This window comes from Enterobacter sp. MGH 38, from assembly GCF_000492855.1.
Taxonomy (GTDB): domain Bacteria; phylum Pseudomonadota; class Gammaproteobacteria; order Enterobacterales; family Enterobacteriaceae; genus Enterobacter; species Enterobacter hormaechei_C.
The window spans coordinates 2,101,145-2,124,028 of record NZ_KI535608.1; the positions used below are offsets into that span (position 1 = coordinate 2,101,145).

The following is a 22,884-nucleotide window of genomic DNA, read 5'->3' on the forward strand; positions in this document are numbered from 1 at the left end:
ACAGTAGCCTGAGGGAAATTTCATCATCGGTACGAGCCATCTGCATGTTAAAGCGCGTGTTTTACAGCCTGTCTGTCCTGGTCGGCATACTGCTGTTGATCGTGCTGGGTCTCGACCGCTGGATGAGCTGGAAAACAGCCCCCTACATTTTTGATGACCTACAGGACCTCCCCTACCGTCAGGTTGGCGTGGTGCTTGGCACCGCCAAGTATTACCGCACCGGCGTCATAAATCAGTATTACCGGTATCGTATTCAGGGCGCGCTGAACGCCTATAACAGCGGCAAGGTGAACTATCTGCTGTTGAGCGGCGATAACGCGCTGCAAAGCTATAACGAGCCGGTGACGATGCGCAAAGATCTGATTGCCGCAGGCGTCGACCCGGCCGATATCGTGCTCGACTACGCCGGATTCCGCACGCTTGATTCCATCGTGCGTACCCGCAAGGTGTTCGACACCAATGATTTCATCATCATTACCCAGCGTTTCCACTGCGAGCGGGCGCTGTTTATCGCCCTGCATATGGGCATTCAGGCGCAGTGTTATGCGGTGCCTTCGCCAAAAGATATGCTGAGCGTGCGCGTGCGTGAGTTTGGCGCCCGTTTCGGCGCGCTGGCTGACCTGTACCTGTTCAAACGTGAACCGCGCTTTTTAGGCCCGCTGGTGCCGATCCCAACGATGCATGAAGTGCCGGAAGATGCGCAGGGTTATCCGGCGGTAACGCCGGAGCAGTTGCTGGAAATTCAGAAGAAGTAATCCAGATCTACAGTGCGTGATATAAAACGCATTACTCTCTTTTTAGACACCTAATGAGTGATATAAGTAGCAATACTTGTTTTTATCACTGACTATGAGTAATATTTTACACATTGTCGCGTTATGGAGGTGAGATGGAGACGTTAACCGTACAGGCATATCTGAACGAAACATGGACGGATATCGCTCTCATCAAATATCCTGGAAGTGAAAAAAATGACTGGAATATCACGCAGTTAGACTATCTTACTGAGTATGCGATTAATTTTCTCGACTATGATGATTTTCACGCAGTCTCAGTCAATCACCCTGTATCACTCTTTTTTGATGACCATGGCCAACCGGGCTGGCTGCGATTTATCGACGATATCATTCCCGCCGGAGCAAGCCGCCGTTACTGGATTAATGCGCTCGACATCAGTGAGTTACCCGTTGGCCAGCAAAATTTCTTATTGCTGAAATTTGGCACAATGTCCCCTGTGGGGAATTTGCGCATAAAGGAATCCGTCCCAGAATGGAATAAATTCGCCAGCACTAAAACGTTTACGGTTGCGGACGTCATCGATCGTGCGGCCGATTTTCTGGATTATGCCCAGGAAAGAGGCGCGGCGGCGGGTGGTGCAACCGGTGCTGGCGGTGAAGCGCCTAAACTTTTGCTGCGCTGTAGTGAAACTGATGCCATCTGGATCGATACTTGGCAAAACGAGCCGGATAACCGGGACCGCTATTATTTGGTTAAATATCCACGCGGTAACAGGACAGAAGTGGATTGTAATATTCTGCGAGCTGAATTCCATTATTATCATGAGCTTAACGCGATGGGTTTTTCCACGATCCCAGTGGAAACAATGCGCCTTGAAGAAGGTAGCCATTACCCGTCTCTGTGGTTACCGCGTTTCGACATAGTGAGAAATGAGCAGGACCAACTGGTCAGGCTGGGTATGGAATCGGTGTATTCGCTATTACAAAAGGCACCCGGCACCCTCCTTGATCATGAGACAACGTTGCGCGCGTTAATTAATAAAATCACCTCCAGCCATATGGTCCAGCAGCAGGGTTATCATTTTGATATTCCGGGATTTGTAACAGAATGGGTGCGTCGCGATCTGCTAAATATTATTTTTGGAAATAGTGACAACCATGGGCGAAATACCGCCTTTGTGAAGGCTGAAAATCAAATTATGCTCTCCCCTGTATATGACTTTGCGCCGATGAAAGCCGATCCTATAGGGATACCAAGAACCCTGAAGTGGTCATTATCTTGCGAATCAGGGGGGGATTATAATTTCAACACTATCGCACAAACGCTGGCGGAGTGGATCCCTCCCGCAACATTACTTGATGCTCTGCATGAAACAGCCGTTCAGCTTATTGATCTCCCGGAAAGGCTGGCGGCGCGAGGCGTTCCCGAACAGATAATGGAAATGCCCGCGATGGGTTTTCGCTACATCCCGGATAAACTTTCCCGTTGGGGTTTATTATGAAAACACCTAATGAAGCTGAATCAGAGCTTTTACAGACATTAGCTCAAGTACGCAGCGTAAATAAAAAGCGACATCATGACGAGGCGGAAGAGCCGGATAAGCCATCGGTAGTGAAGAGGCAACGCGTTACACAAGGCTTAACGCGGATTAGTACTCTCGATCGCCAGGCTGTACTGCATGCAGCCATACGGGACATTTTGCTGGGGAAAATCACACAGGGAGAGGCGCTGAAAAGGCTCAGGGTCGAGGTGTTAGGGCTGAAGCAGGATGAATATGCAAAGCTGGTCAGCGTATCCCGGAAAACATTGTCGGATGTAGAAAATAACAGAGGCAATTATTCCGCTGACGTCATAAATAAAATCTTTAAACCCTTTGGGCTTCAAACCGGACTAGTGCCCGTTTCAAAATCGCTTATCGCTTCACTTTTCTCATAAAAAAACCCGCATCGCTGCGGGTTCTTTCATTCCAGCGCTTATTTCTTACGCGCGTACTTCAGTGAATCCAGGGCAACTGCGAAGATGATGATCGCACCCTTGATAATGTACTGCCAGTACGGGTTCACACCGATGTAGGTCAGACCGTAGTTGATAACGGTGAAGATGATCACACCGGTCACCACGCCCAGCACGGTACCCACGCCGCCGCTGAAGGAGACGCCGCCAACCACGCAGGCCGCAATCGCATCCAGTTCGTACATAAAGCCGAGGTTGTTGGTTGCAGAGCCGATACGGCCTGCTTCCAGCATCCCGCCGAAGGCGTAGAAGACCCCGGACAGAGCATAAATCATCAGCAGGTTCAGAGCCACGTTGACCCCGGAGACCTTCGCCGCTTCCGGGTTACCGCCGATAGCAAAGATGTTTTTACCGAAGCGGGTTTTGTTCCACAGGATCCAGACGAATGCCACCGCAATCAGCGCATAGAAGGTGATATAGGAGAGACGGAAGCTGCCGAGCGCAACAAACCCCTGCGTGAAGGTCGAGAAGCCGCTGTCGAAGCCAGAGATTGGAGACGCGCCGACGAAATCGTAGTACAGGGAGTTGATACCATAAACGATGATCATCGTGCCAAGCGTAGTGATGAATGGCGTCACGTTCAGGTAAGCAATAATGATGCCGTTAATCAGGCCAATTACCGCGCCGATGGCACACACGATCAGGATCACCACGAAAATCGGCATGGTCGCCATCTCCGGGAATACCTTGTTGGCGTTTTCCATCGACTGCAACAGGGTCGCCGCAATGACCGCCGCCAGACCCACCTGGCGCCCTGCCGAAAGGTCAGTCCCCTGAGTAACGATAAGCCCCGCCACGCCAAGCGCGATAATAATACGGACGGAAGACTGGGTCAGAATGTTACTCAAGTTCAGCAGACTTAAGAACGTAGGGTCCTGGAAAATAATAATCGCCAGCAAGACTAAAAGAACAACGTAAATACCGCCTTCTTTCAGATAAGTGAGAAAACTTTTTTTATTTAACGCACTCATGAGGAGCCCCTGATCTTAAAGGTGCAAAGACGCAAGACGCAAAATTTCGTTTTGCGTTGTCGTTTTGGTTTCAACAATACCGGCAACGAGACCATTGCTCATAACCAGAATACGGTCTGTGATCCCTAACAATTCCGGCATTTCGGAAGAAATAATAATGATCCCTTTATCTTTTTTCGCCAGCTCTGCGATAAGCTGGTAAATCTCGAATTTTGCACCCACGTCGATACCGCGCGTAGGTTCATCCAGCATCAGAATTTCAGGCTGGGTTAATAGCCAGCGACCAATAATGACTTTCTGCTGGTTTCCTCCCGAAAGTGAGCCAATTTGCGTGCGGTGGCCCGGCGTTTTCACGCGCATGGAGTCAATCACCCACTGGGTATCGCTCTTCATGCGGGAATTATCCAGCAGCCCGACCTTGTTTTTGTAATTGCGAATATTAGAAATTAACGAGTTAAAGTTAATATCCAGATAAGCGTAAATACCGGTGGAACGACGCTCTTCCGTCACCAGCGCAAAGCCATTATTAATGGCTTCGTTGGCGTTGTGGTTGTTGATCTTCTTACCGTGCAGCGTAATGGTGCCTTCGGCTTTCTCACGGATACCAAACAGGGTTTCCACGATATCGGTGCGCTTAGCGCCCACCAGCCCTGCGATGCCAAGGATCTCCCCCTTGTGCAGATCGAAAGAGACATCGCGGATAGACGGCTGACGCAGCGAGGTCAGGTTACGCACCTCCAGAATCACTTCGCCTGGCTTGTTTTCTTTATCCGGGAAGCGCTGGTTCAGAGAACGGCCAACCATCATGGCGATGATCTTGTCCATGTCCAGCCCTTCCAGCGGCTGGGTGGCAATCCACTGACCGTCGCGCAGGATGGTGATTTCATCGCACAGCTGGAAGATCTCTTCCATTTTATGTGAGATATAGACAATGCCACAGCCGCGATCTTTCAGCTTACGAATAATGGTAAAAAGGTGGTTAACCTCTTTTTCCGTTAATGACGATGTAGGTTCATCCATGATCACAATTTTCGCATCATATGAGAACGCTTTGGCAATTTCGATCATCTGCATCTGGGAAACGGATAATGTCCCGACGCGGGCGCGCGGGTCGATATCAATATCCAGCTCATCAAAAATGGCTTTGGTGTCGCGATACATTTTATCCTGATCGACAAAGACACCTTTGGTTGGATAACGACCCAACCACATATTATCCATAACTGAACGTTGCAGGACCAGGTTTAATTCCTGGTGTACCATCGAGATACCGTTCTCCAGCGCTTCTTTCGCTGAATGGAAGTCGATCTCTTTTCCCTGAAAAAGAATGCTGCCAGAATCTTTTTGATAGATCCCAAAAAGGCATTTTAATAATGTTGATTTACCCGCACCGTTTTCACCCATTAATGCATGAATAGAGTGAGGACGAACTTTTAAATTAACATTATCGAGCGCCTTAACACCGGGGAATGACTTATTGACACCGGTCATTTCCAACAAGTATTCACCGGACGACTGAGTAGTTGTGCTGACCATAATTATACCTTGTTGGCCTCGCATATCGCGTTATAAAAGGGCGCAACGAATTGCGCCCAGTGAAGACAATGCAGATAACTTATTTACCGATAAACTCAGCCAGGTTGGACTGGTCTACGCCCACGTAAGGAACGCGAACGATTTTGTTGTCAATTTTCCAGTTAGTCCCGTCTGCGGCACCTTTACCATCGGCCAGATTTTTCGCCAGATCGAAGGTGGCTTTCGCCTGGTTGTTGGCATCGTTCAGCACGGTACCGGCCATAGCGCCAGATTTCACCAGCGCCAGCGCTTCTGGCAGGGCATCCACACCGAATACAGGAATGGCGGATTTGTTGTGTGCTTTCAGCGCTTCTACCGCACCCATTGCCATCGCATCGTTGTTGGCAATGACCACTTCAATTTTGTTGGCGTTAGGGCCGGACAGCCACGCGTCCATCTTATCTTTCGCCTGAGCGGTATCCCACATTGCGGTGTCTAACGCCAGTTGCTGGGTTTTGAGGCCCTTGTCGTTCAGCTCTTTAATAACGTAGGTGGTACGTGCTTCAGCATCTGGATGGCCCGGTTCGCCTTTCAGCAGAACGAACTGAATCTGACCATCTTTGTTCAGATCCCAGTTTGGGTTCGCCGCCCAGTGTTTCGCAATCAGATCGCCCTGGATAATCCCGGACTCTTTGGAGTCGGTACCCACGTAATACGCTTTGTCGTAGCTGTCCAGCGCTTTACGGGAAGGTTCTTTGTTGAAGAAGACAATTGGCACGTTCTGGCCGCGCGCTTTCTCGATCACCGTGCCTGCCGCAGCCGGGTCAACCAGGTTAATAGCCAGCGCTTTCACGCCTTTTGCCAGAAGAACGTCAATCTGATCGTTCTGTTTGGACTGGTCATTCTGGGAGTCATTCATCAGCAGCTGCACGTCTGGCGCTGATTTAGCATCTTTTTCAATTGCTTTACGCACAACGGACATGAAGTTATCGTCGTATTTATAGATAGTCACGCCAATACGGGTATCCGCTGCGTGTGCTGCTGCGCCAAAAAGCATGCTTGCCATGACAGCAGACAGAGTCAACACCTTCTTATTCATGGTATCTCCGGTTTTTTTTATGCAGGGTAGTTCTTGTGAAAAACGGTCGGCGGGCAGATGTTAATAAAACGTTACTGATCGCCGAAGTTCACTTATAAAATGTCCAGCTTCCGTGTTCGGTAACGCTCCAGAAATGCGTTTTATTCGTTGTTTGAGGCATTGTGATAACGGTAAAAGTGAATAATCACCGTTACATTGTGTTTCAGCCCCTAAAACGCTGACATCATAGACAGCGGCTTGTTAAGATACTGTGAATTTACTCACAGATTGAAAACGGTTACATCACGTGATGTTATCAGTTAGTGATCGGAGCCACAGTTTGCCGGATAGCGACCGAATGGCGGCGTACTAAAGTCGGCATAAAACAATGCGTTGCGTCAGGATCTAACAGCCCAGCCGCCCCCTGTAACGCCAGCTCTGTCGCCAGTTTCGCCATCGACGCAATGGGATAACGTACCGTTGTCAGCTGCGGATCGGTGTAACGGGCAATGGGGATATCATCAAAACCGATCAGCGATAAATGCTGCGGTACCGCAATGCCATTATCTTTCAGCGCGGTAAGCGCACCTGCCGCCATGCTGTCGTTATAGGCAAACACGGCCGTCAGCTGAAGATTACGCCCCAGCAGTTCAACCATTGCCGCTTCACCGCCCTGCATGTCCGGCGAACCGGTACCTACCCAGCTCTCCAGCGGCGCAATGCCCTGCTCTTTCAGGGCGTTTTGCCAGCCCTCGCGGCGCATCATGTCGTCTTCAATACCGTGGCTGGAAGCCAGATAACCTATGCGCTGATGGCCGTTGCTGATGAGCATCCGCGTCGCCATCATCGCGCCGCTGATGTTATCCAGACCGACGCAGCGATGCGCGTAGCCGGGGACGATACGGTTGATCAGCACCATGCCGGGGATCTGCTCCATAAACCCGGCCAGCTCTTCATCGCTCAGGGCTTTTGAGTGCACAATCAGGGCGTTACAGCGCTGGCGGATCAGTACCTCAATGGCATAACGCTCTTTTTCAGCCTCGTGATAGCTGTTGCCAATCAGCACATATTTCTGGTGCTGCTGGGCAACCACATCCACCGCTTTGACCAGCGCGCCGAAGAAGGCGTCCGACACGTCCATCACCACTACGCCAATGGTATCGCTGACCTGCGTCGCCAGCGCCTGGGCATTGGCGTTTGGCCGGTACCCCAGCTGGGTCACGGCTTTCATTACGGTTTCACGCGTTTCAGGGCTGACCAGCGCACTGTTGTTCAGCACACGGGAGACAGTAGCAACAGAAACACCCGCCTGGCGGGCGACGTCACGAATGGTGATCATATTCACCACCCTTTAAAGGATTGCAGCAACTCACAGACACCCCCTGTGTTTAGCAAGGTGGCTATTCTGGCAGCGAGAGAGAGGAGACTACGTGAAGAAGCTCACACAGATGAAAACGCTTACATTCGTTTTGTTAATGATTGTGATCCAGATCGTTATCTGGATGTATTACGCAATGACACGCCCGAAGCACGAGCGGTTAACTGTCGCCATGCCCATTCCAGCGGGCCCTGACGGAAAAAACGCAGCCAGACAACTGAAAACACCACGTTAACAATCCAGACCGGAATAACAAACGCCAGCAGCGTCAGGCGTTCGAATTTCATAAACAGGCCGAATCGGTAGAAAAGCGTGGTGCATATCAGCGTTTGCAGGATGTAATTGCTTAACGCCATCCGCCCGACGCAGGCCACCGCACTGACGATCCACAGGCGAGAAAGCTGGGGCCAGAAGCCATAGATCAGCGCCGCATAGCCAATGGTCTGGAACGGCGCGCTCAGTTCGCGCGGCACCTGCAACAGGAACGCACACCAACGGTAATCCCATTGTAGATGCCACTGCATCATCACCGCCGGGAGGTTGATGATCACGCCGAGCAGCACCAGCCCTGCACCCGTACGACGATAGTGTCGCAGGCTAAATTCCCCTTTCAGCCAGCCGGTGCGCATCAGGGCTGCACCCATCAGCATCATCCCCGCCAGCTGCCAGCCGTATTGCGCGCCCAGCGCCAGCAGGTTATCGCCGAGCATATCGGCCCGGTTGCCGATCGCTTCCATGCCGCCTTTCAGCTTCCAGAACTGCTCATATTGCAGGTTGGCCGCATCCGGGATCCATGAACGACTGGTGGAATCATCGGCAATCATGCCAAGCAGCAATAACACGGCCAGTCCCATGACATAGAGCATCACGCCGGTGTTAAACAGGCTTTTCACACCGGGTGCGTCGCGGATCAGCCGCCAGCAAATCAGGCCCACCAGACCATACGCGAGCAGAATATCGCCGTCCCAGAAAAGCAGCCCGTGAATAAAACCGAGGATAACCAGCAGCGTTAAACGCGACTGGATCCAGCGCGTACCGCGTTTGAGCAGAAGCTGAAGTCCCGCGCCAAACAGAAGCGCAAAGAGGGTCAGGAATTTCACCTGTGCAAAGAGATCGAGGATTGCCCACGTCCAGGCGTCGCTACGCGTGATGTCGCCATACCACGCAGGATTCAGATAGGCGGCCTTCGGCAGACCGAAGGCGCTGATATTCAGCAGCAGGATACCGAGAATGGCGACGCCGCGAACAAAATCGAGCGTGACGTTTCGCTCCATGGTCCCTGCCCTGTCTGATTAGTTGTGGTGACGCACGGCGCGCAGGAACTCCTGGCGGGTGTTCTGGCTCGATTTGAACAGGCCGCCCAGCGAAGTGGTGGTGGTTGCGCTGGTAGCATCACGCACGCCGCGCGCTTTCACGCAGTAGTGCACCGCGTCGATAGACACCGCCACATTGTTAGTCCCCAACAGGGTTTGCAGTGCGGTCAGGATCTGCTGCGTCAGACGTTCCTGCACCTGCGGACGCTGGGCAAAGAACTGCACGATGCGGTTGATCTTGGACAGGCCAATGACCGTATCTTTTGGAATATAGGCCACCGTCGCTTTACCATCGATGGTCACAAAGTGATGCTCGCAGGTGCTGGTCAGCGTGATATCGCGTACCGTCACCATCTCATCGACCTTCATCTTATTTTCAATGACGGTGATTTTCGGGAAGTTCGCGTAATCCAGGCCGGAGAAAATTTCGTCGACGTACATCTTCGCGATGCGGTGCGGCGTCTCCATCAGGCTGTCGTCGCTCAGATCGAGATTCAGCAGTTGCATGATCTCCGTCATATGGCCGGCGATCAGACGCTTGCGGGTAACATTGTCCAGCTCCTGCACGGGCGGGCGCAGTGGCGTTTCAAGACCGCGCGCAACCAGCGCTTCATGGACAAGGGCTGCTTCTTTACTGAGTGATGACATTCTTTTCTCCTGCAGGTGTGGCGTCTTTTGCCCTCGTTGTGGCAAAAGTGTGCGCTCATTGTGCGTGAGGCGACGCACATAATCCAGTATTCACGACGATAATTATTGCAATTGCTGTTGCCTTTCAGCCTGACGGTTCCAGACTAACGCTCCGCCAACGAACAGCGCGATCCCCGCCAGCCCCAGCGCAGGTTCCAGACGGTGCGTGAGCCAGGTCGACAGAGCCGACGTGACCGGACCCACCAGCTGACCAATGGCATACCCGGTGGTGAGCAGTCCCGCCATGTAACGCGTGTGGTCTGGCGCCAGCTCGCGACCGTACAGAAGAGAGAGCTGCACGGCGCAGAGGAACCCGCCGCCCACCAGCAGCCCACCCGTCAGCAAGCCGCCTATGCCCGGCAGCAACCAGGCCGCCAGCACGCCAATCCCCTGTAACCAAAGAACAATCGCCAGCCTGCGGTTAGCGCTTGATATATTCCGCAGGGCAATGCTGAGCGCAATCCCCACCACCGAGGCGGCGCCAAATATTGGCCAGACAAACTGGGCAAACAGGCTGCCGGGAAAACGCACCGCCGCCATTTGCGATAAAAAGGTCGCCGGGAGGATATAGCCGAACCCTGCCAGGCTGTAGCTCCAGACCAGACGCCTGAGATCCGCAGTCAGCAGCAACGGCTCAGGCGCGGTACCAGGGCGATGAAGCTGACCTGCGCGCGGCAGGTAGCGCGCCACCAGTACGATCAGCACCAGCGCCAGTACGCCGTAGATTTGCCATGCCGCCCCGGCGGACAAGGATTTCGCCTGAATATAGACCGCCAGCAGGCCGCTCAGGGCGATGCCGGCCCCGGGTCCGGCAAAGACGGCCGCACTGAGTCCCGGTTTGCCCAGCTGCCCCAGCCGCTCGTTGGTCCAGGCGGCAATCAGCACCATCGACCAGCCGCTCATGCAGCCGATCACAAAGCGCAGCAGACCGTGAACAACGGCATTCTCTGCCGCCGCGGAGAGCAGCGTCAGCGCCACCGCACCGGTGATGCCAAGCCAGAGACGTGTTTCAACGAAGCGATGGGCGCGCATGGCATCCCATGCCCCTACCAGATAGCCCAGATAGTTCATTGCCGCCACCAGCCCCGCGCTGGTAAGCGTGAGTTGCCCGGCGGCTATCATCAGCGGCACCTGAGGTGTGAAGGCGAAGCGTCCTATCCCCATCGCCACGACCAGAACCACAAATCCGCTGAGCGCGATACGCAGCGCCATGATCGCTCCAATTGTTAAAGAAAAGTAAATTTATGATGCAACATCTCGCCGTCCTGCGAAAGTGAAAGTTGCTCACAGGTCAATGAAAACTCTGTATTATGCGTTTTATGAATAGTCTTTCGTATTAGGAGCCCTGCATGGAACTGCTCGAAGAGCATCGTTGTTTTGAAGGTCGACAGCAGCGCTGGCGGCACGACTCCACCACGCTGAATTGTGCTATGACGTTCAGCATTTTCCTGCCCCCTGCGGACAATCCACCGGTGCTGTACTGGCTTTCAGGCCTGACCTGCAACGACGAAAACTTCACCACCAAAGCGGGCGCCCAGCGTATTGCCGCCGAACTGGGCATTGCGCTGGTGATGCCAGATACCAGCCCGCGTGGCGAGGACGTGGCCGACGATGCCGGATACGATTTGGGTAAAGGCGCCGGCTTCTATCTCAACGCCACGGAACAACCGTGGGCGAGCCATTACCGCATGTATGACTACATTCGCGATGAACTGCCTGCCCTGGTGCACTCTCAGTTCGCGGTCAGCGAGCGCTGCGCGATAAGCGGACATTCGATGGGTGGCCACGGGGCGCTGATAATGGCGCTAAAAAATCCGGGGAAATACACCAGCGTGTCCGCATTTGCGCCGATTGTGAACCCAACGCAGGTGCCGTGGGGGCAAAAAGCCTTTAGGCAATATCTGGGTGAAGATGTAGAGAAATGGCAGGAATGGGATAGCTGCGCGCTGATGCTGGCGAGCCAGTCAGAAGACGCTATCCCTATGCTGGTGGATCAGGGTGATGCCGATCAGTTCCTCGCCGGGCAGTTACAGCCTGCGGTGCTGGCGGAAGCCGCGCGCCAGAAGGACTGGCCGCTGACGCTGCGCATTCAACCGGGATACGACCACAGCTATTACTTCATGGCGTCCTTTATTGAGGATCATCTCCGCTTCCATGCGGAGCATCTGTTCAGGTAAGTTCCGCCTTTTGCCCGGTAGCGCCTCCCGCCTGCCGGGTCTTTCCCCTCCCCCTCTTTACATACTTCTATCCGCTTGAATCCAGCCTGTTTTCCGTCGTCATCACTCAAACACAAATGATTTCAATTATCATTTGTGTTTACAATTCTACATTCTTTTGTACAATTCCAAGCTCTTCTCCATCTCAAAGAGTTCTTACAAGACAAAAACATACAGTTCTCAGGGTTATCCCGATGGAGTTTTTTTCATTTTTATACGGAATGTACAAATGACAATACCACGCATTAAGCTCCTGGCCGTCGCCATTGGCGCTGCCACATGTTCCCCCTTCGTTCACGCAGCCGATCAGGACACCGTTGTCGTCACTGCAACGGGTTTTGAACAAAAGATCCAGAATGCCCCCGCCTCCATCTCTGTGATTTCAAAACAGCAGATTGAAGATAAAGCCTACCGTGATGTTACCGATGCCCTGAGAGATGTCCCGGGTGTTGTCGTCACTGGCGGCGGAAGCAGCAGTGATATCAGTATTCGCGGCATGGCCTCTCAGTACACCCTGTTCCTGGTGAACGGCAAACGCGTCAGTACGCGAAGCACCCGCCCCAACAGCGACAACTCGGGTATTGAACAAGGCTGGCTGCCGCCGCTTGAGTCCATTGAGCGCATCGAGGTCATCCGCGGCCCGATGTCCTCGCTTTACGGCTCCGATGCGATGGGTGGCGTCATTAACGTCATTACCAAAAAAGTCTCGAACACCAAAGCCTGGACCGGTTCGTTGCATGGCGATGCAACCTTCCAGGAAAATCATGATTCCGGCGATATCTTCCAGACCAACGCCTACGCCTCTGGTCCCCTGATCGACGGACTTCTGGGCGCAAAGGTGACGGGGCTGTTGTCACGCCGCGCAGAAGATAAAATCGTGAACGGCTATAACGAGCAGAAAATGCGTAACGGTGGCATTACGCTGAACTTCACGCCGGACGAGAAGAACGATTTCGACCTCGACTTTGCTCGCGAACTTCAGGACAGAAACAGCACCCCGGGGATGTCGAAAGCGGCTGAAACCTGCCGGGGAACAACCTGTACGCCAAATACCAAAAGCGACTCGCGCTATGAGCACACGACCTACTCGTTAACCCACAGTGGTTATTACGAAGACTTCAATACCACCAGCTATATCCAGCAGGAAGAGACCAATAATCCAGGTCGCGAAATGCGCTCCTATAACACCACCTTCAACAACCAGAACCAGATTTTCCTCGGCGATCATACGTTGACCCTCGGCGGGCAGTATCGCTATGAGAAACTGCGCGACAACGGTAATCAGCTGGAAGCTGCTGACGGCCTGAACAAACTGACGCGCTGGAGCTGGGCCCTGTTTGCCGAAGATGAATGGTCAATGACGGAAAGCTTTACGTTGACCGGCGGCCTGCGTATGGACAAAGACCAAAACTACGGTACTAACTGGACGCCGCGCGGTTACGGCGTATGGCACCTGGCCGATCAGTGGACGTTGAAAGGCGGGGTTTCTGCTGGCTATCGTGCGCCGGATCTGCGTCAGTCGTCTGCCAGCTGGGGCCAGGTGACAGGTGGCGGCCGTCTTGACGGTATCATCGTCGGCAACCCGGATCTGAAACCAGAGAAGAGTCTGAGCGAAGAGCTCGCCCTGCTCTGGGATAACACCGATAACCTGAATGCCGGCGTAACGCTGTTTAATACCGACTTCAAGGACAAAATTACGGAAGTTCGCCGCTGTAACAGCAGCGCCGATCCCGCCTGTACGATTGGCGGTCACAGCTATGATTTCGTCAGCGATCGCGTCAACGTGGACAAAGCCAACATGCGCGGTGTGGAGTCCTCCTTCGGGTGGAAGATCACGCGTGATGTGAACTGGACTGCAAACTACACCTATACAGAGTCCGAGCAGAAGAGCGGCCAGTTCTCCGGCAAGCCGCTGAACAAAATGCCGAAACACATGTTCAACACCACCCTGGACTGGCAGGCGACGCCAGACGTCGGGTTCTGGAGCCGTCTGAACCTGCGCGGTAAAACGTCTGAGTACCTGAGCCGCACGTCAATGTCCCAGGGTACACCGTCCTACACTCAGATTGATGTCGGTATGCGCTACAACGCCAACAAAAACCTGCTGGTTACTGCCGGTGTGTATAACGTGCTCGATAAGCAGATTGATTACGATACGTATGACACCGTGCTGGATGGCCGCCGCTATACCGTTGGCATGACCTACAGCTTCTGATCTGCCCATAAAAAAGCCCGCTCAACTGAGCGGGCTAAAAGAGAGGAAGTGCGGTTATTATTTAAATCGTTCCGGGAAATCCATTTCACTGTAGCGAACGAAGCGTGTTCCTTTCGTCAGTTTGTAGCCAAACCAGATGATCAGGAACAGCGGAATGCCAATATAGGTGGCCGTGACGGCGCCCCAGTCAATGGTGTCCGCAAGGAAGGCCTCATAGTTCTGACCCAGGGTAATAATCAGGCACAGAACGAAGGCGAAGATCGGCCCCAGCGGGAAGAATCCTGACCGGTACGGCAGGTTATTCAGATCATTCCCCTGCTTGACGTACCCGCGACGGAAACGGTAGTGGCTGATGGCAATGCCCAGCCAGGCAATGAAGCCCGTCATACCAGAGGTGTTCAGCAGCCACAGGTAGACCGTCTGGTTGCCGAACATGGAGGTCAGGAAACAGAGACCCGCAATCACCGTGGTCGCATACAGCGCGTTGCGTGGCACGCCACCGCGAGACAGTTTCGAGAAAATACGCGGCGCTTTACCGTCGCAGGCCAGGGTGTAGAGCATGCGGGTGGAGGCGTACATCCCGGAGTTACCCGCAGACAGTACCGCCGTCAGGATCACCGCGTTCATCACCGCCGCGGCTGAGAGCAGACCCGCGTGCTGGAAGACCAGCGTGAACGGGCTGACGCTGATGTCTTTTACGTCGTTACGCAGCAGGCTTGGGTCGGTATACGGAATGATCAGGCTGATAATCAGGATCGCGAACACATAGAACAGCAGGATACGCCAGAACACCTGACGCACCGCGCGCGGAATATTCTTCTCCGGGTTTTCGGATTCACCGGCCGCAATGCCAATCAACTCGGTACCCTGGAAGGAGAAGCCGACAATCATCGCCACGCCAATCATCGCCGAGAAGCCCCCGGCAAACGGCGCATCGCCTATTGTCCAGTTACTCCAGCCCGCCGGTTCAGCCCCTTTGAAAATACCAACGATCATCGCCACACCGACGACGATAAAGATGATGACGGTTGCCACTTTAATCAAAGAGAACCAGTATTCCGCTTCGCCGAAACCGCGCACGGAGATGTAGTTCAGCAGGAAGATGACCGCCAGGAACAGGGCGCTCCAGATCCAGCCGGGCGTGTCCGGGAACCACCAGGTCATTACCAGCTGTGCCGCGACGAGGTCAACGGCGATGGTCACCGCCCAGTTGTACCAGTAGTTCCAGCCCAGCGCGAAGCCGAAGCCTTCCTCAACGTATTTTTGTCCGTAGGTCGAAAACGAACCAGACACCGGCATGTATGCCGCCAGTTCGCCCAGGCTGGTCATCAGGAAGTAGACCATCAGGCCAATCAGGATATAAGAGAATAATGCCCCACCCGGGCCGGCTGCCGAAATTGTTGCGCCAGAGGCAACGAAAAGACCCGTACCGATGGAGCCGCCAATGGCGATCATCGTCAGGTGACGCGCCTTAAGTGCGCGACGTAGCGCGGGCGCTTGTGTGGTTTTAGTTTCTGAAACCATGTGAAAATGCTGTCCATTCAATAAATGAGGCGCGATTGTAGCAGACGATCTGCGTTGCTTCCGGCAGAAATACTCAGTTATAAGAGAGCTTCATGATTCGGCCAGGATTATAAGTAAAGCATAATTTTTCCCTCTCCCCTTTGGGGAGAGGGCCAGGGTGAGGGGCGCTTTTACATCTCGCAGTAGCGCAGAAAACGCTGGAGCGAGCTGGAAAGGTGTTTCTGACGATGATGGATGCACCACAGCGTGCGCACCAGCTTCGGCAGCGGAACGGGGATCTCAACCAGTGAGCCGGTTTCCAGCTGTTCGGCAATCACCCGTCGGGAAAGACAGCTAATGCCCAGACCATGGCGTACGGCATGCTTAATGGCCTCGGAGTTACCTAATTCCATCCCTAACTGGAACTGCGGTAGATGGGACAGCAGCAGATAATCGACAATCTCACGCGTGCCGGAGCCCTGCTCTCGCAGGATCCACTGCGCTTGCGCCAGCCGCTCCAGCGTGACCTCGCCCTGGAGTAAAGAAGAGGCCGGAGAGGCAAACACCACCAGCTCATCCTCCAGCCAGGGCTCCGCAATGATATCCACGTTGTGGCACGGCCCTTCGATAAGCCCGATGTCCACGCGGAAATCAATCACCGCGTTGATCACGTCCTGGCTGTTGCCGACGCTCATCTCCAGCGGCAGGGTCGGAAAATCCCGGCGGTAGCGGGCAATCACTTCCGGCAGGATGTAGTTACCGATCGTGCTGCTGGCGTAGACGCGAATAGCGCCGTTGTCCTCGCGGAACAGCTGTTCAATCTCCGTCGCCTGCTCCAGTAAAGCCAGGGCACGCGGATACAGCAGGCGGCCATGTTCGTTCACCACCAGCCGCTTCCCTACCCTGTCGAAAAGCTGGACGCCCAGTTGCCCTTCAAGATCGGTCAAGGCCGCGCTAACGGCGGACTGCGAGAGCGCCAGCATTTGTGACGCCTGGGTTGTCGAGCCGCTTTTCAGCACCTCGGCAAAAACTTCCAGCTGACGCAATGTAATGTGCATGGTTGCTTACCACTTATAAAGATTGATTATAAATATATAATCAATTTTATTTTTAAGCCAGAGCGCCGTAACCTTTAGCCAGACAAAGGAGAAGGTTATGTCAGAAATCACCTTACAACATCATCGTACAGTGTGGCACTTCGTGCCGGGTCTCGCGCTCAGCGCCGTGGTTACCGGCGTGGCCTTATGGGGCGGCAGTATACCGGCGGTTGCCGGTGCAGGGTTCAGCGCCCTGACGCTGGCCATTCTGCTCGGCATGGTGGTCGGGAACACCGTTTACCCGCACATCTGGAAATCCTGCGACGGCGGCGTGATTTTCGCCAAGCAGCATTTATTACGTCTCGGGATCATCCTTTATGGCTTCCGTCTCACCTTTTCGCAGATTGCGGATGTGGGTGTCAGCGGGATTGCCATTGACGTCCTGACCCTTTCGAGCACCTTTTTACTGGCGTGCTTTATCGGCCAGAAGATCTTTGGGCTGGACAAACAGACCAGCTGGCTGATCGGTGCGGGTAGCAGCATCTGCGGCGCGGCGGCGGTACTGGCAACAGAACCCGTCGTTAAAGCCGAAGCCAGTAAAGTCACGGTTGCCGTCGCGACGGTAGTTATCTTCGGTACGCTGGCGATCTTCCTGTATCCGGCCATGTATCCGCTGGTGGCGCACTGGTTTAGTCCGGAAACCTACGGCATTTATATCGGCTCAACCATGCACGAAGTGGCGCAGGTGGTGGCGGCAGGTCACGCCATTAACCCGGAAGCGGAAAACGCGGCGGTCATCGCCAAAATGCTGCGCGTAATGATGCTGGCCCCGTTCCTGATTTTCCTCGCGGCGCGGGTTAAACAGCTTGCTCCGGCAGGCGGCAGCGAGAAAAGCAAAATCACCATTCCGTGGTTTGCGATCCTGTTCATCGTGGTCGCTGTCTTCAACTCTTTCCACCTGCTGCCAAAAGCGATGGTGGATATGCTGGTCACGCTGGATACGGTCCTGCTGGCGATGGCAATGGCGGCGCTGGGCATCACCACGCACGTCAGCGCGCTGAAAAAAGCCGGGGCGAAACCGCTGCTGATGGCGCTGGTGCTGTTCATCTGGCTGATAGTTGGCGGCGGTGCGATTAACCTTGCGGTACACAGCCTGTTGGCATAAACCATCTCGTCCTTCTCCTGTTAACCCGTTATCATAGGCATTTCGGGTTAACAGGAGTCTTTTTATGAAATATGTTGGAGCGCACGTCAGCGCTGCCGGTGGCCTTGCGAATGCCGCCATTCGCGCCGCCGAAATCGAGGCGACCGCTTTCGCCCTGTTCACCAAAAACCAGCGCCAGTGGCGCGCAGCTCCCCTCACCGCGGAAGTGATTGATGACTTCAAAGCCGCCTGCGAGAAATACGGCTACGGGCCTGGCCAGATCCTTCCCCATGACAGCTACCTCATTAACCTCGGTCACCCGGTTGCCGAGGCGCTGGAAAAATCCCGCGAAGCGTTCTTGGATGAGGTTCAGCGCTGTGAGCAACTGGGGCTAACGCTGCTGAATTTCCATCCCGGCAGCCATCTGATGCAAATCGACGAAGACGCCTGTCTGGCGCGCATCGCCGAGTCAATTAACATGACGCTGGATAAAACCCAGGGCGTGACGGCGGTGATTGAGAATACCGCCGGTCAGGGCAGCAACCTCGGCTTTAAGTTTGAGCATCTGGCGGCGATCATCGACGGCGTGGAAGACAAATCCCGCGTGGGCGTGTGCATTGATACCTGCCACGCGTTTGCGGCCGGTTATGACCTGCGCACAACCGAGGCCACAAAAAATACCTTCGAGGAGTTCGAGCGTATTGTTGGTTTTAAATATCTTCGCGGTATGCACTTAAACGATGCGAAAAGCGCCTTTGGTAGCCGCGTTGACCGCCATCACAGCCTGGGCGAAGGCAACATCGGCCACGATGCGTTCCGCTTTATCATGCAGGACGCTCGCTTCGACGGTATTCCGATGGTGCTGGAAACCATCAATCCGGACATCTGGGCAGAAGAGATTGCCTGGCTGAAGGCACAGCAAACCGCTGAACAAGCGGCATAAAAAAAGCCGGGTTGCATTAGCACCCGGCTTTTTTATTGCTTACCGCTTACGCTGCTTTCGCCACAACTTCCGCTTCCGGACGTTTCAGCACCGCGTAAGAGAGGCCCGCCACCAGCGTACCGGCAACAATCGCCAGCAGATAACCCAGCACCGGCGTGATGGCGCCAGGGATCAGCAGGACAAACAGACCGCCGTGCGGCGCCATCAGTTTCGCACCTACGGCCATGGAGATAGCCCCCGTCACCGCACCACCCACGATACAGCACGGCAGAACACGCATTGGATCGCGCGCCGCAAACGGAATTGCGCCTTCGGTGATGAAGCACAGGCCCAGCACCAGCGCAGCTTTACCGCCTTCCTGCTGCGCTTTATCGAACTTACGACGGGCAATGATCGTCGCCAGGCCAAGCGCCAGCGGTGGCACCATACCTGCCGCCATGATCGCCGCCATCGGCGCGTAGGTCTGGGTACTCAGCAGGCCAACGCCAAACGCATATGCCGCTTTGTTCACCGGACCACCCATGTCGGTACACATCATACCGCCGAGGATTGCGCCCAGCAGCACCGCGTTCGCCGTCCCCATGGTTTGCAGCCAGTGGGTCAGACCTTCCAGAATGCCCGCGACCGGCTTACCGATCAGGTAAATCATCGCCAGACCGACCACCAGGCTGGAAATCAGCGGGATGATCAGGATAGGCTTCAGCGCTTCCATGCTCTGCGGCAGCTTCAGCTTCGAGCTGATCAGCTTCGCCACATAACCGGCGAGGAAACCGGCAATGATACCGCCGATAAAGCCAGAACCGGTGCTCACGGCCAGCATACCGCCGATAAGACCCGGCGTCAGACCCGGACGGTCAGCAATGGAGAAGGCGATAAAGCCCGCCAGCACTGGCACCATCAGCGCAAACGCGGAGCCGCCGCCAATCTGCATCAACGCGGCCGCCAGCGTGCCCGGCTCTTTAAACGCCTCGATACCAAAGGCGAAGGAGAGCGCAATACACAGGCCGCCCGCCACCACCATCGGCAGCATGTAGGACACGCCGGTCAGCAGGTGACGATACGCACCCGCAGACTCTTTTTTCCCTTCAGTCGCAGTTTTAGCCGCACCGGTTGCCTGATACGGTTTGGCTTCTGCCAGCGCCTTATCAAACTCCTGCGCGGTCTTCTTCAGCGCCAGGCCGGTAGAGGTACGGTACATCGGCTTGCCGGCAAACTTCGCCAGATCCACTTCGATATCCGCCGCCACAATCACCAGATCGGCTTCCGCCACCTCTTCAGGCGTGATGGCATTGCCCGCGCCAACAGAGCCGCGAGTTTCAACCTTCACCCACCAGCCACGTTTTTTCGCTTCGGTTTCAATGGCTTCAGCCGCCATAAAGGTGTGCGCCACACCTGTCGGGCAGGCCGTTACCGCAACAATGCGTTTCGGCCCAACGGCGGCAACCGGCGCCGCCTCAACAGGTGCGCTGTAAACCGTCGCATGACCTTTTGCTTCGCTCAGAAACAGTTCAGGATGTGCCACCGCGCGATTAATATCACCCAGCCACACTTTTTTGCCGTTCAGGGCGCTGTCAGCGGGGATTTTGTCGCCCAGAACAATCGCCATTTCAGCATCACCCGGGTTATCAATGATATCCAGGTGCGCTTTTTGTGCCGCCGCGCCCAGCAGGGTCTTCGCCATATAGGCACGAGCCTGTCCGAGACCGGAGTCAATGATCAGCAGCGTTTTCATTATTCCTCTCCTGCTGTTAGTTAAAAGGTTTTAAGTCAACGCGCGCCATCATCGCGGCTAACTGGGTACGATCGGTAATACCGACATTGCTCTGGCTCACGGCCAGGGCCGCAACGGCGGTAGCAAGACGTAAGGTATGTTCACTGGATTCGCGCATCAGCAGACCGTAGATCAGACCGCCAACCATCGAATCCCCGGCACCCACGGTGCTGACCACCTCCATTGAAGGCGGTTTGGCAATCCATTCCCCGGAGGCGTTAACCCACAGGGCACCTTCTGCACCCAGCGAAATCACCACGTGAGCGATACCCTGCTCGCGCAGCGCATGGGCAGCGTCAATCACATCCTTTAATTCTGGCAGCTTACGGCCCGCCCAGATCTCCAGTTCGCGGCGATTAGGCTTAACCAGCCACGGAGAGGCTTTCAGACCGGCGACCAGCGCGTCGCGGCTGCTGTCGAAAATAATGCACGGGCACTGGCTGCGCAGGCGCGTCATCCAGTCGGTGAACGCTTCCGGGCTGACGCCGGAGGGCAGACTGCCGCTGACGCACACCATGTCAAACTGGCCCAGCCAGCTCAGGGAATCGGCAACAAAGCGCTCCCAGTCAGCCGGGGTCACTTCGAAGCCGGAGAAGTTCAGATCGGTCACTTCACCGTCTTTCTCGGTCAGCTTAACGTTAATGCGGGTACGGCCCTGCACAACCTGAAAACGGTTGGCGATGCCCAACTCGCTGAACAGCTGCTGAAAACCGTCCTGGTTGTCTTTACCGAGGAAACCGCCAACGGTGACGTCGATGCCGAGATCTTTCAGCACCTTCGCCACGTTAATCCCTTTTCCTGCGGCATGCAGGCCGGTCGTCCGCACCAGGTTAACTTCGCCACGCTCAATTTCCGGGCAGAAGCCCACCAGATCGTAAGCCGGGTTCAGCGTAATGGTCGCAACACGTCTGCTCATTATGCGCCCTCCCCCAGACCGGCCGCGATGGCGTCGCCAATCGCTTTCAGCGCCTGTTCAGCATCCGCACCCTGCGCGGTAAAGCGCAGACGATGGCCTTTCTTCACGCCCAGCGCGACAACTTTCATCAGGCTGCGCCCGTTGGCTGGTTTACCCGAACCGTCCAGATTGGTCACGGTGATCTCACTTTCAAATTGTTTAATGGTATTCACCAGCATGGTGCCCGGACGGGCATGCAGGCCATGTTCGTTACGCACCACGTACTCTGCGCTCAGCAGGTCATCCGTCAGCGCATCGTCGCTGGTCAGCAGAGCCAGCACCGTCGCCGCGTCTGCGTTCAGCAGTTTTTCAGCTTTATTGTTCAGCAGCAGATCGCCCAGACGCTTCAGCACGGAAACCGGCTGATCGTCAGTCATGGCAACCGTTACCAGCATCGCGGCGCGTTCGCCGTCGGTCTCAAAGGCAACCGCAGCACGGCTGACCGCGATAGCGCTGCGCAGGTTACCTTCAGCGCTGTCGTTCAGCCAGATGCCCTGCCCCAGGTTTAATGGCTTATCATTGATTGCGCGCGTCACAAAAGCGGTATCCGCCGCACCGACCTCTTTCAGGCGAGCCGCATTCAGCGCCTGGAGCGTTACCAGATCGGACGCAACGACGTCCAGCGTCAGGGTTTCATTATCCAGCTTCAGCGCTTCGCTCTGTTTTTCGCCCATCAGCAGGGCACGCAGTTCTTCAGCAGTGGTGGCGGATTTAAGCTGTTCCGCGACGGCATCATCACTCAGCACGTGCGTCAGCTGACGCAGCAGGCCCAGGTGTTCGTCACCGCTGGCCGCGATGCCGATCGCCACATAAGCCACCTGACCCTCGCCCCACAGCACGCCCTGCGGGAACTGGAAGACCTGCACACCGGTTTTCAGCACCTGATCGCGGGTGTCCGTGGTGCCGTGCGGAATTGCAATACCGTTACCGAGGAAGGTGGAGGTCTGCTGTTCACGCGCCAGCATGCCGTTGACGTAGCCGTCAGCCACGTTGCCAGCCTGCACGAGCGCAGCGGCGACCTGGCGAATAGCCTCTTCTTTATTCCCGGCCTGTTCGCCCGGGTGAATATCCTGAACAGATAACTGGAACATGATTCTCCTCTCCTGCTGAAATTGAATCGTTTCAGCTTAACTGAGAAAATAGGCGCTAACCTGCTTCTTCAGGACATGCAAGATAGCGCTGAAACGTTTCAAGAAGTCTTGTCTTTTCTACAAAAGGTTGCAAGAAAAGTTACATTTCTTGTTGCAGAATTTAGAAGTGCAGCACATTTCTTCTTCAGTTCAGGGGATTTTGTTGATGTTCAGCAAACAGGTTCAGCACGCTTCAGCGAGGCGGCGCGAAAGTGAAATGCCATTTTGATTTTTTGTAGCAATCTTGACTTTACCCTCTGTTTATTTAATGACGGGC

Annotated in this window: 20 protein-coding genes; 8 read left to right on the forward strand and 12 right to left on the reverse strand. The window is 54.8% G+C overall.

What is annotated here, in order from left to right; all coding sequences use genetic code 11:
• The first annotated feature begins 44 nt into the window (after positions 1-44).
• The 3 genes from sanA to L384_RS0121420 all read left to right on the forward strand — a co-directional run bounded on the left by sanA (position 45) and on the right by L384_RS0121420 (position 2,673).
• Entirely contained in the window at positions 45-755 is a 711-nt protein-coding gene (gene sanA / locus L384_RS01680) for an outer membrane permeability protein SanA (protein ID WP_003859314.1), read from the forward strand.
• A 134-nt stretch (positions 756-889) separates the two neighbouring features.
• Positions 890-2,239: a type II toxin-antitoxin system HipA family toxin gene (locus L384_RS01675; RefSeq protein WP_023324966.1), complete on the forward strand. Its 1,350-nt coding sequence runs from the start codon at positions 890-892 to the stop codon at positions 2,237-2,239.
• Positions 2,236-2,673 (forward strand): helix-turn-helix transcriptional regulator, encoded by a 438-nt coding sequence (locus tag L384_RS0121420; RefSeq protein WP_003859317.1) that lies wholly within the window; start codon positions 2,236-2,238, stop codon positions 2,671-2,673. Before L384_RS01675 ends, L384_RS0121420 begins: the two co-directional genes overlap by 4 nt.
• A 38-nt stretch (positions 2,674-2,711) precedes the next feature.
• Here the strand turns inward: L384_RS0121420 and mglC are convergent, their stop codons facing one another.
• The 7 genes from mglC to L384_RS01640 form a co-directional block, all read right to left on the reverse strand.
• A complete protein-coding gene (gene mglC, locus L384_RS01670; protein WP_003859318.1) occupies positions 2,712-3,722 on the reverse strand; it encodes a galactose/methyl galactoside ABC transporter permease MglC in 1,011 nt (336 codons plus the stop codon).
• Positions 3,723-3,737: 15 nt separating this feature from the next.
• Positions 3,738-5,258: a galactose/methyl galactoside ABC transporter ATP-binding protein MglA gene (gene mglA, locus L384_RS01665; protein ID WP_003859320.1), complete on the reverse strand. Its 1,521-nt coding sequence runs from the start codon at positions 5,256-5,258 to the stop codon at positions 3,738-3,740.
• A gap of 79 nt (positions 5,259-5,337) precedes the next feature.
• Complete coding sequence (gene mglB, locus L384_RS01660) at positions 5,338-6,336, reverse strand: galactose/glucose ABC transporter substrate-binding protein MglB (RefSeq protein ID WP_017383382.1); 999 nt, start codon at positions 6,334-6,336, stop codon at positions 5,338-5,340.
• A 295-nt stretch (positions 6,337-6,631) separates the two neighbouring features.
• A complete protein-coding gene (gene galS, locus L384_RS01655; RefSeq protein WP_003859324.1) occupies positions 6,632-7,654 on the reverse strand; it encodes an HTH-type transcriptional regulator GalS in 1,023 nt (340 codons plus the stop codon).
• A gap of 155 nt (positions 7,655-7,809) precedes the next feature.
• Entirely contained in the window at positions 7,810-8,967 is a 1,158-nt protein-coding gene (gene yeiB / locus L384_RS01650; protein WP_023324967.1) for a DUF418 domain-containing protein YeiB, read from the reverse strand.
• 18 nt (positions 8,968-8,985) lie between these two features.
• Positions 8,986-9,654, reverse strand: coding sequence for a GTP cyclohydrolase I FolE (gene folE / locus L384_RS01645; RefSeq protein WP_003859328.1), 669 nt, complete (start codon positions 9,652-9,654; stop codon positions 8,986-8,988).
• Positions 9,655-9,756: 102 nt separating this feature from the next.
• Complete coding sequence (locus tag L384_RS01640; protein ID WP_023324968.1) at positions 9,757-10,905, reverse strand: YbfB/YjiJ family MFS transporter; 1,149 nt, start codon at positions 10,903-10,905, stop codon at positions 9,757-9,759.
• Positions 10,906-11,042: 137 nt separating this feature from the next.
• Between L384_RS01640 and fghA the strand changes: the two genes are divergently transcribed.
• Positions 11,043-11,870, forward strand: coding sequence for an S-formylglutathione hydrolase (gene fghA / locus L384_RS01635; protein WP_023324969.1), 828 nt, complete (start codon positions 11,043-11,045; stop codon positions 11,868-11,870).
• A 268-nt stretch (positions 11,871-12,138) separates the two neighbouring features.
• On the forward strand, positions 12,139-14,124 hold the full coding sequence (locus tag L384_RS01630) for a ligand-gated channel protein (protein ID WP_023324970.1): 1,986 nt from the start codon (positions 12,139-12,141) through the stop codon (positions 14,122-14,124).
• 57 nt (positions 14,125-14,181) lie between these two features.
• On the opposite strand, the gene L384_RS01625 is transcribed toward L384_RS01630, so the two are convergent.
• Positions 14,182-15,648 carry an amino acid permease gene (locus tag L384_RS01625; RefSeq protein ID WP_023324971.1) on the reverse strand — a complete coding sequence of 489 codons (1,467 nt, stop codon included), beginning with the start codon at positions 15,646-15,648 and terminating at the stop codon, positions 14,182-14,184.
• Between the two features lie 170 nt (positions 15,649-15,818).
• Positions 15,819-16,685, reverse strand: coding sequence for a DNA-binding transcriptional regulator YeiE (gene yieE, locus L384_RS01620; protein ID WP_003859337.1), 867 nt, complete (start codon positions 16,683-16,685; stop codon positions 15,819-15,821).
• 97 nt (positions 16,686-16,782) lie between these two features.
• Here yieE and L384_RS01615 point away from each other — a divergent pair, with 97 nt between their 5' ends.
• Positions 16,783-17,829 carry a YeiH family protein gene (locus L384_RS01615; RefSeq protein ID WP_003859339.1) on the forward strand — a complete coding sequence of 349 codons (1,047 nt, stop codon included), beginning with the start codon at positions 16,783-16,785 and terminating at the stop codon, positions 17,827-17,829.
• 64 nt (positions 17,830-17,893) lie between these two features.
• Positions 17,894-18,751, forward strand: a complete 858-nt coding sequence (nfo, locus tag L384_RS01610; protein WP_003859342.1) for a deoxyribonuclease IV — start codon at positions 17,894-17,896, stop codon at positions 18,749-18,751.
• Between the two features lie 46 nt (positions 18,752-18,797).
• Here nfo and fruA read toward each other — a convergent pair whose 3' ends face one another.
• The 3 genes from fruA to fruB are packed head-to-tail and all read right to left on the reverse strand — an operon-like array spanning position 18,798 to position 22,568.
• On the reverse strand, positions 18,798-20,483 hold the full coding sequence (fruA, locus tag L384_RS01605; protein WP_003859344.1) for a PTS fructose transporter subunit IIBC: 1,686 nt from the start codon (positions 20,481-20,483) through the stop codon (positions 18,798-18,800).
• A gap of 16 nt (positions 20,484-20,499) precedes the next feature.
• On the reverse strand, positions 20,500-21,438 hold the full coding sequence (gene fruK / locus L384_RS01600) for a 1-phosphofructokinase (RefSeq protein ID WP_006811313.1): 939 nt from the start codon (positions 21,436-21,438) through the stop codon (positions 20,500-20,502).
• Positions 21,438-22,568 carry a fused PTS fructose transporter subunit IIA/HPr protein gene (gene fruB / locus L384_RS01595; protein ID WP_003859349.1) on the reverse strand — a complete coding sequence of 377 codons (1,131 nt, stop codon included), beginning with the start codon at positions 22,566-22,568 and terminating at the stop codon, positions 21,438-21,440. The genes fruK and fruB overlap by 1 nt, the downstream gene beginning before the upstream one ends.
• A gap of 75 nt (positions 22,569-22,643) precedes the next feature.
• Between fruB and L384_RS22590 the strand changes: the two genes are divergently transcribed.
• The gene (locus L384_RS22590) at positions 22,644-22,823 is read left to right on the forward strand and encodes a hypothetical protein (protein ID WP_136129487.1); all 180 of its coding nucleotides are present in this window, start codon (positions 22,644-22,646) and stop codon (positions 22,821-22,823) included.
• Positions 22,824-22,884 lie beyond the last annotated feature (61 nt).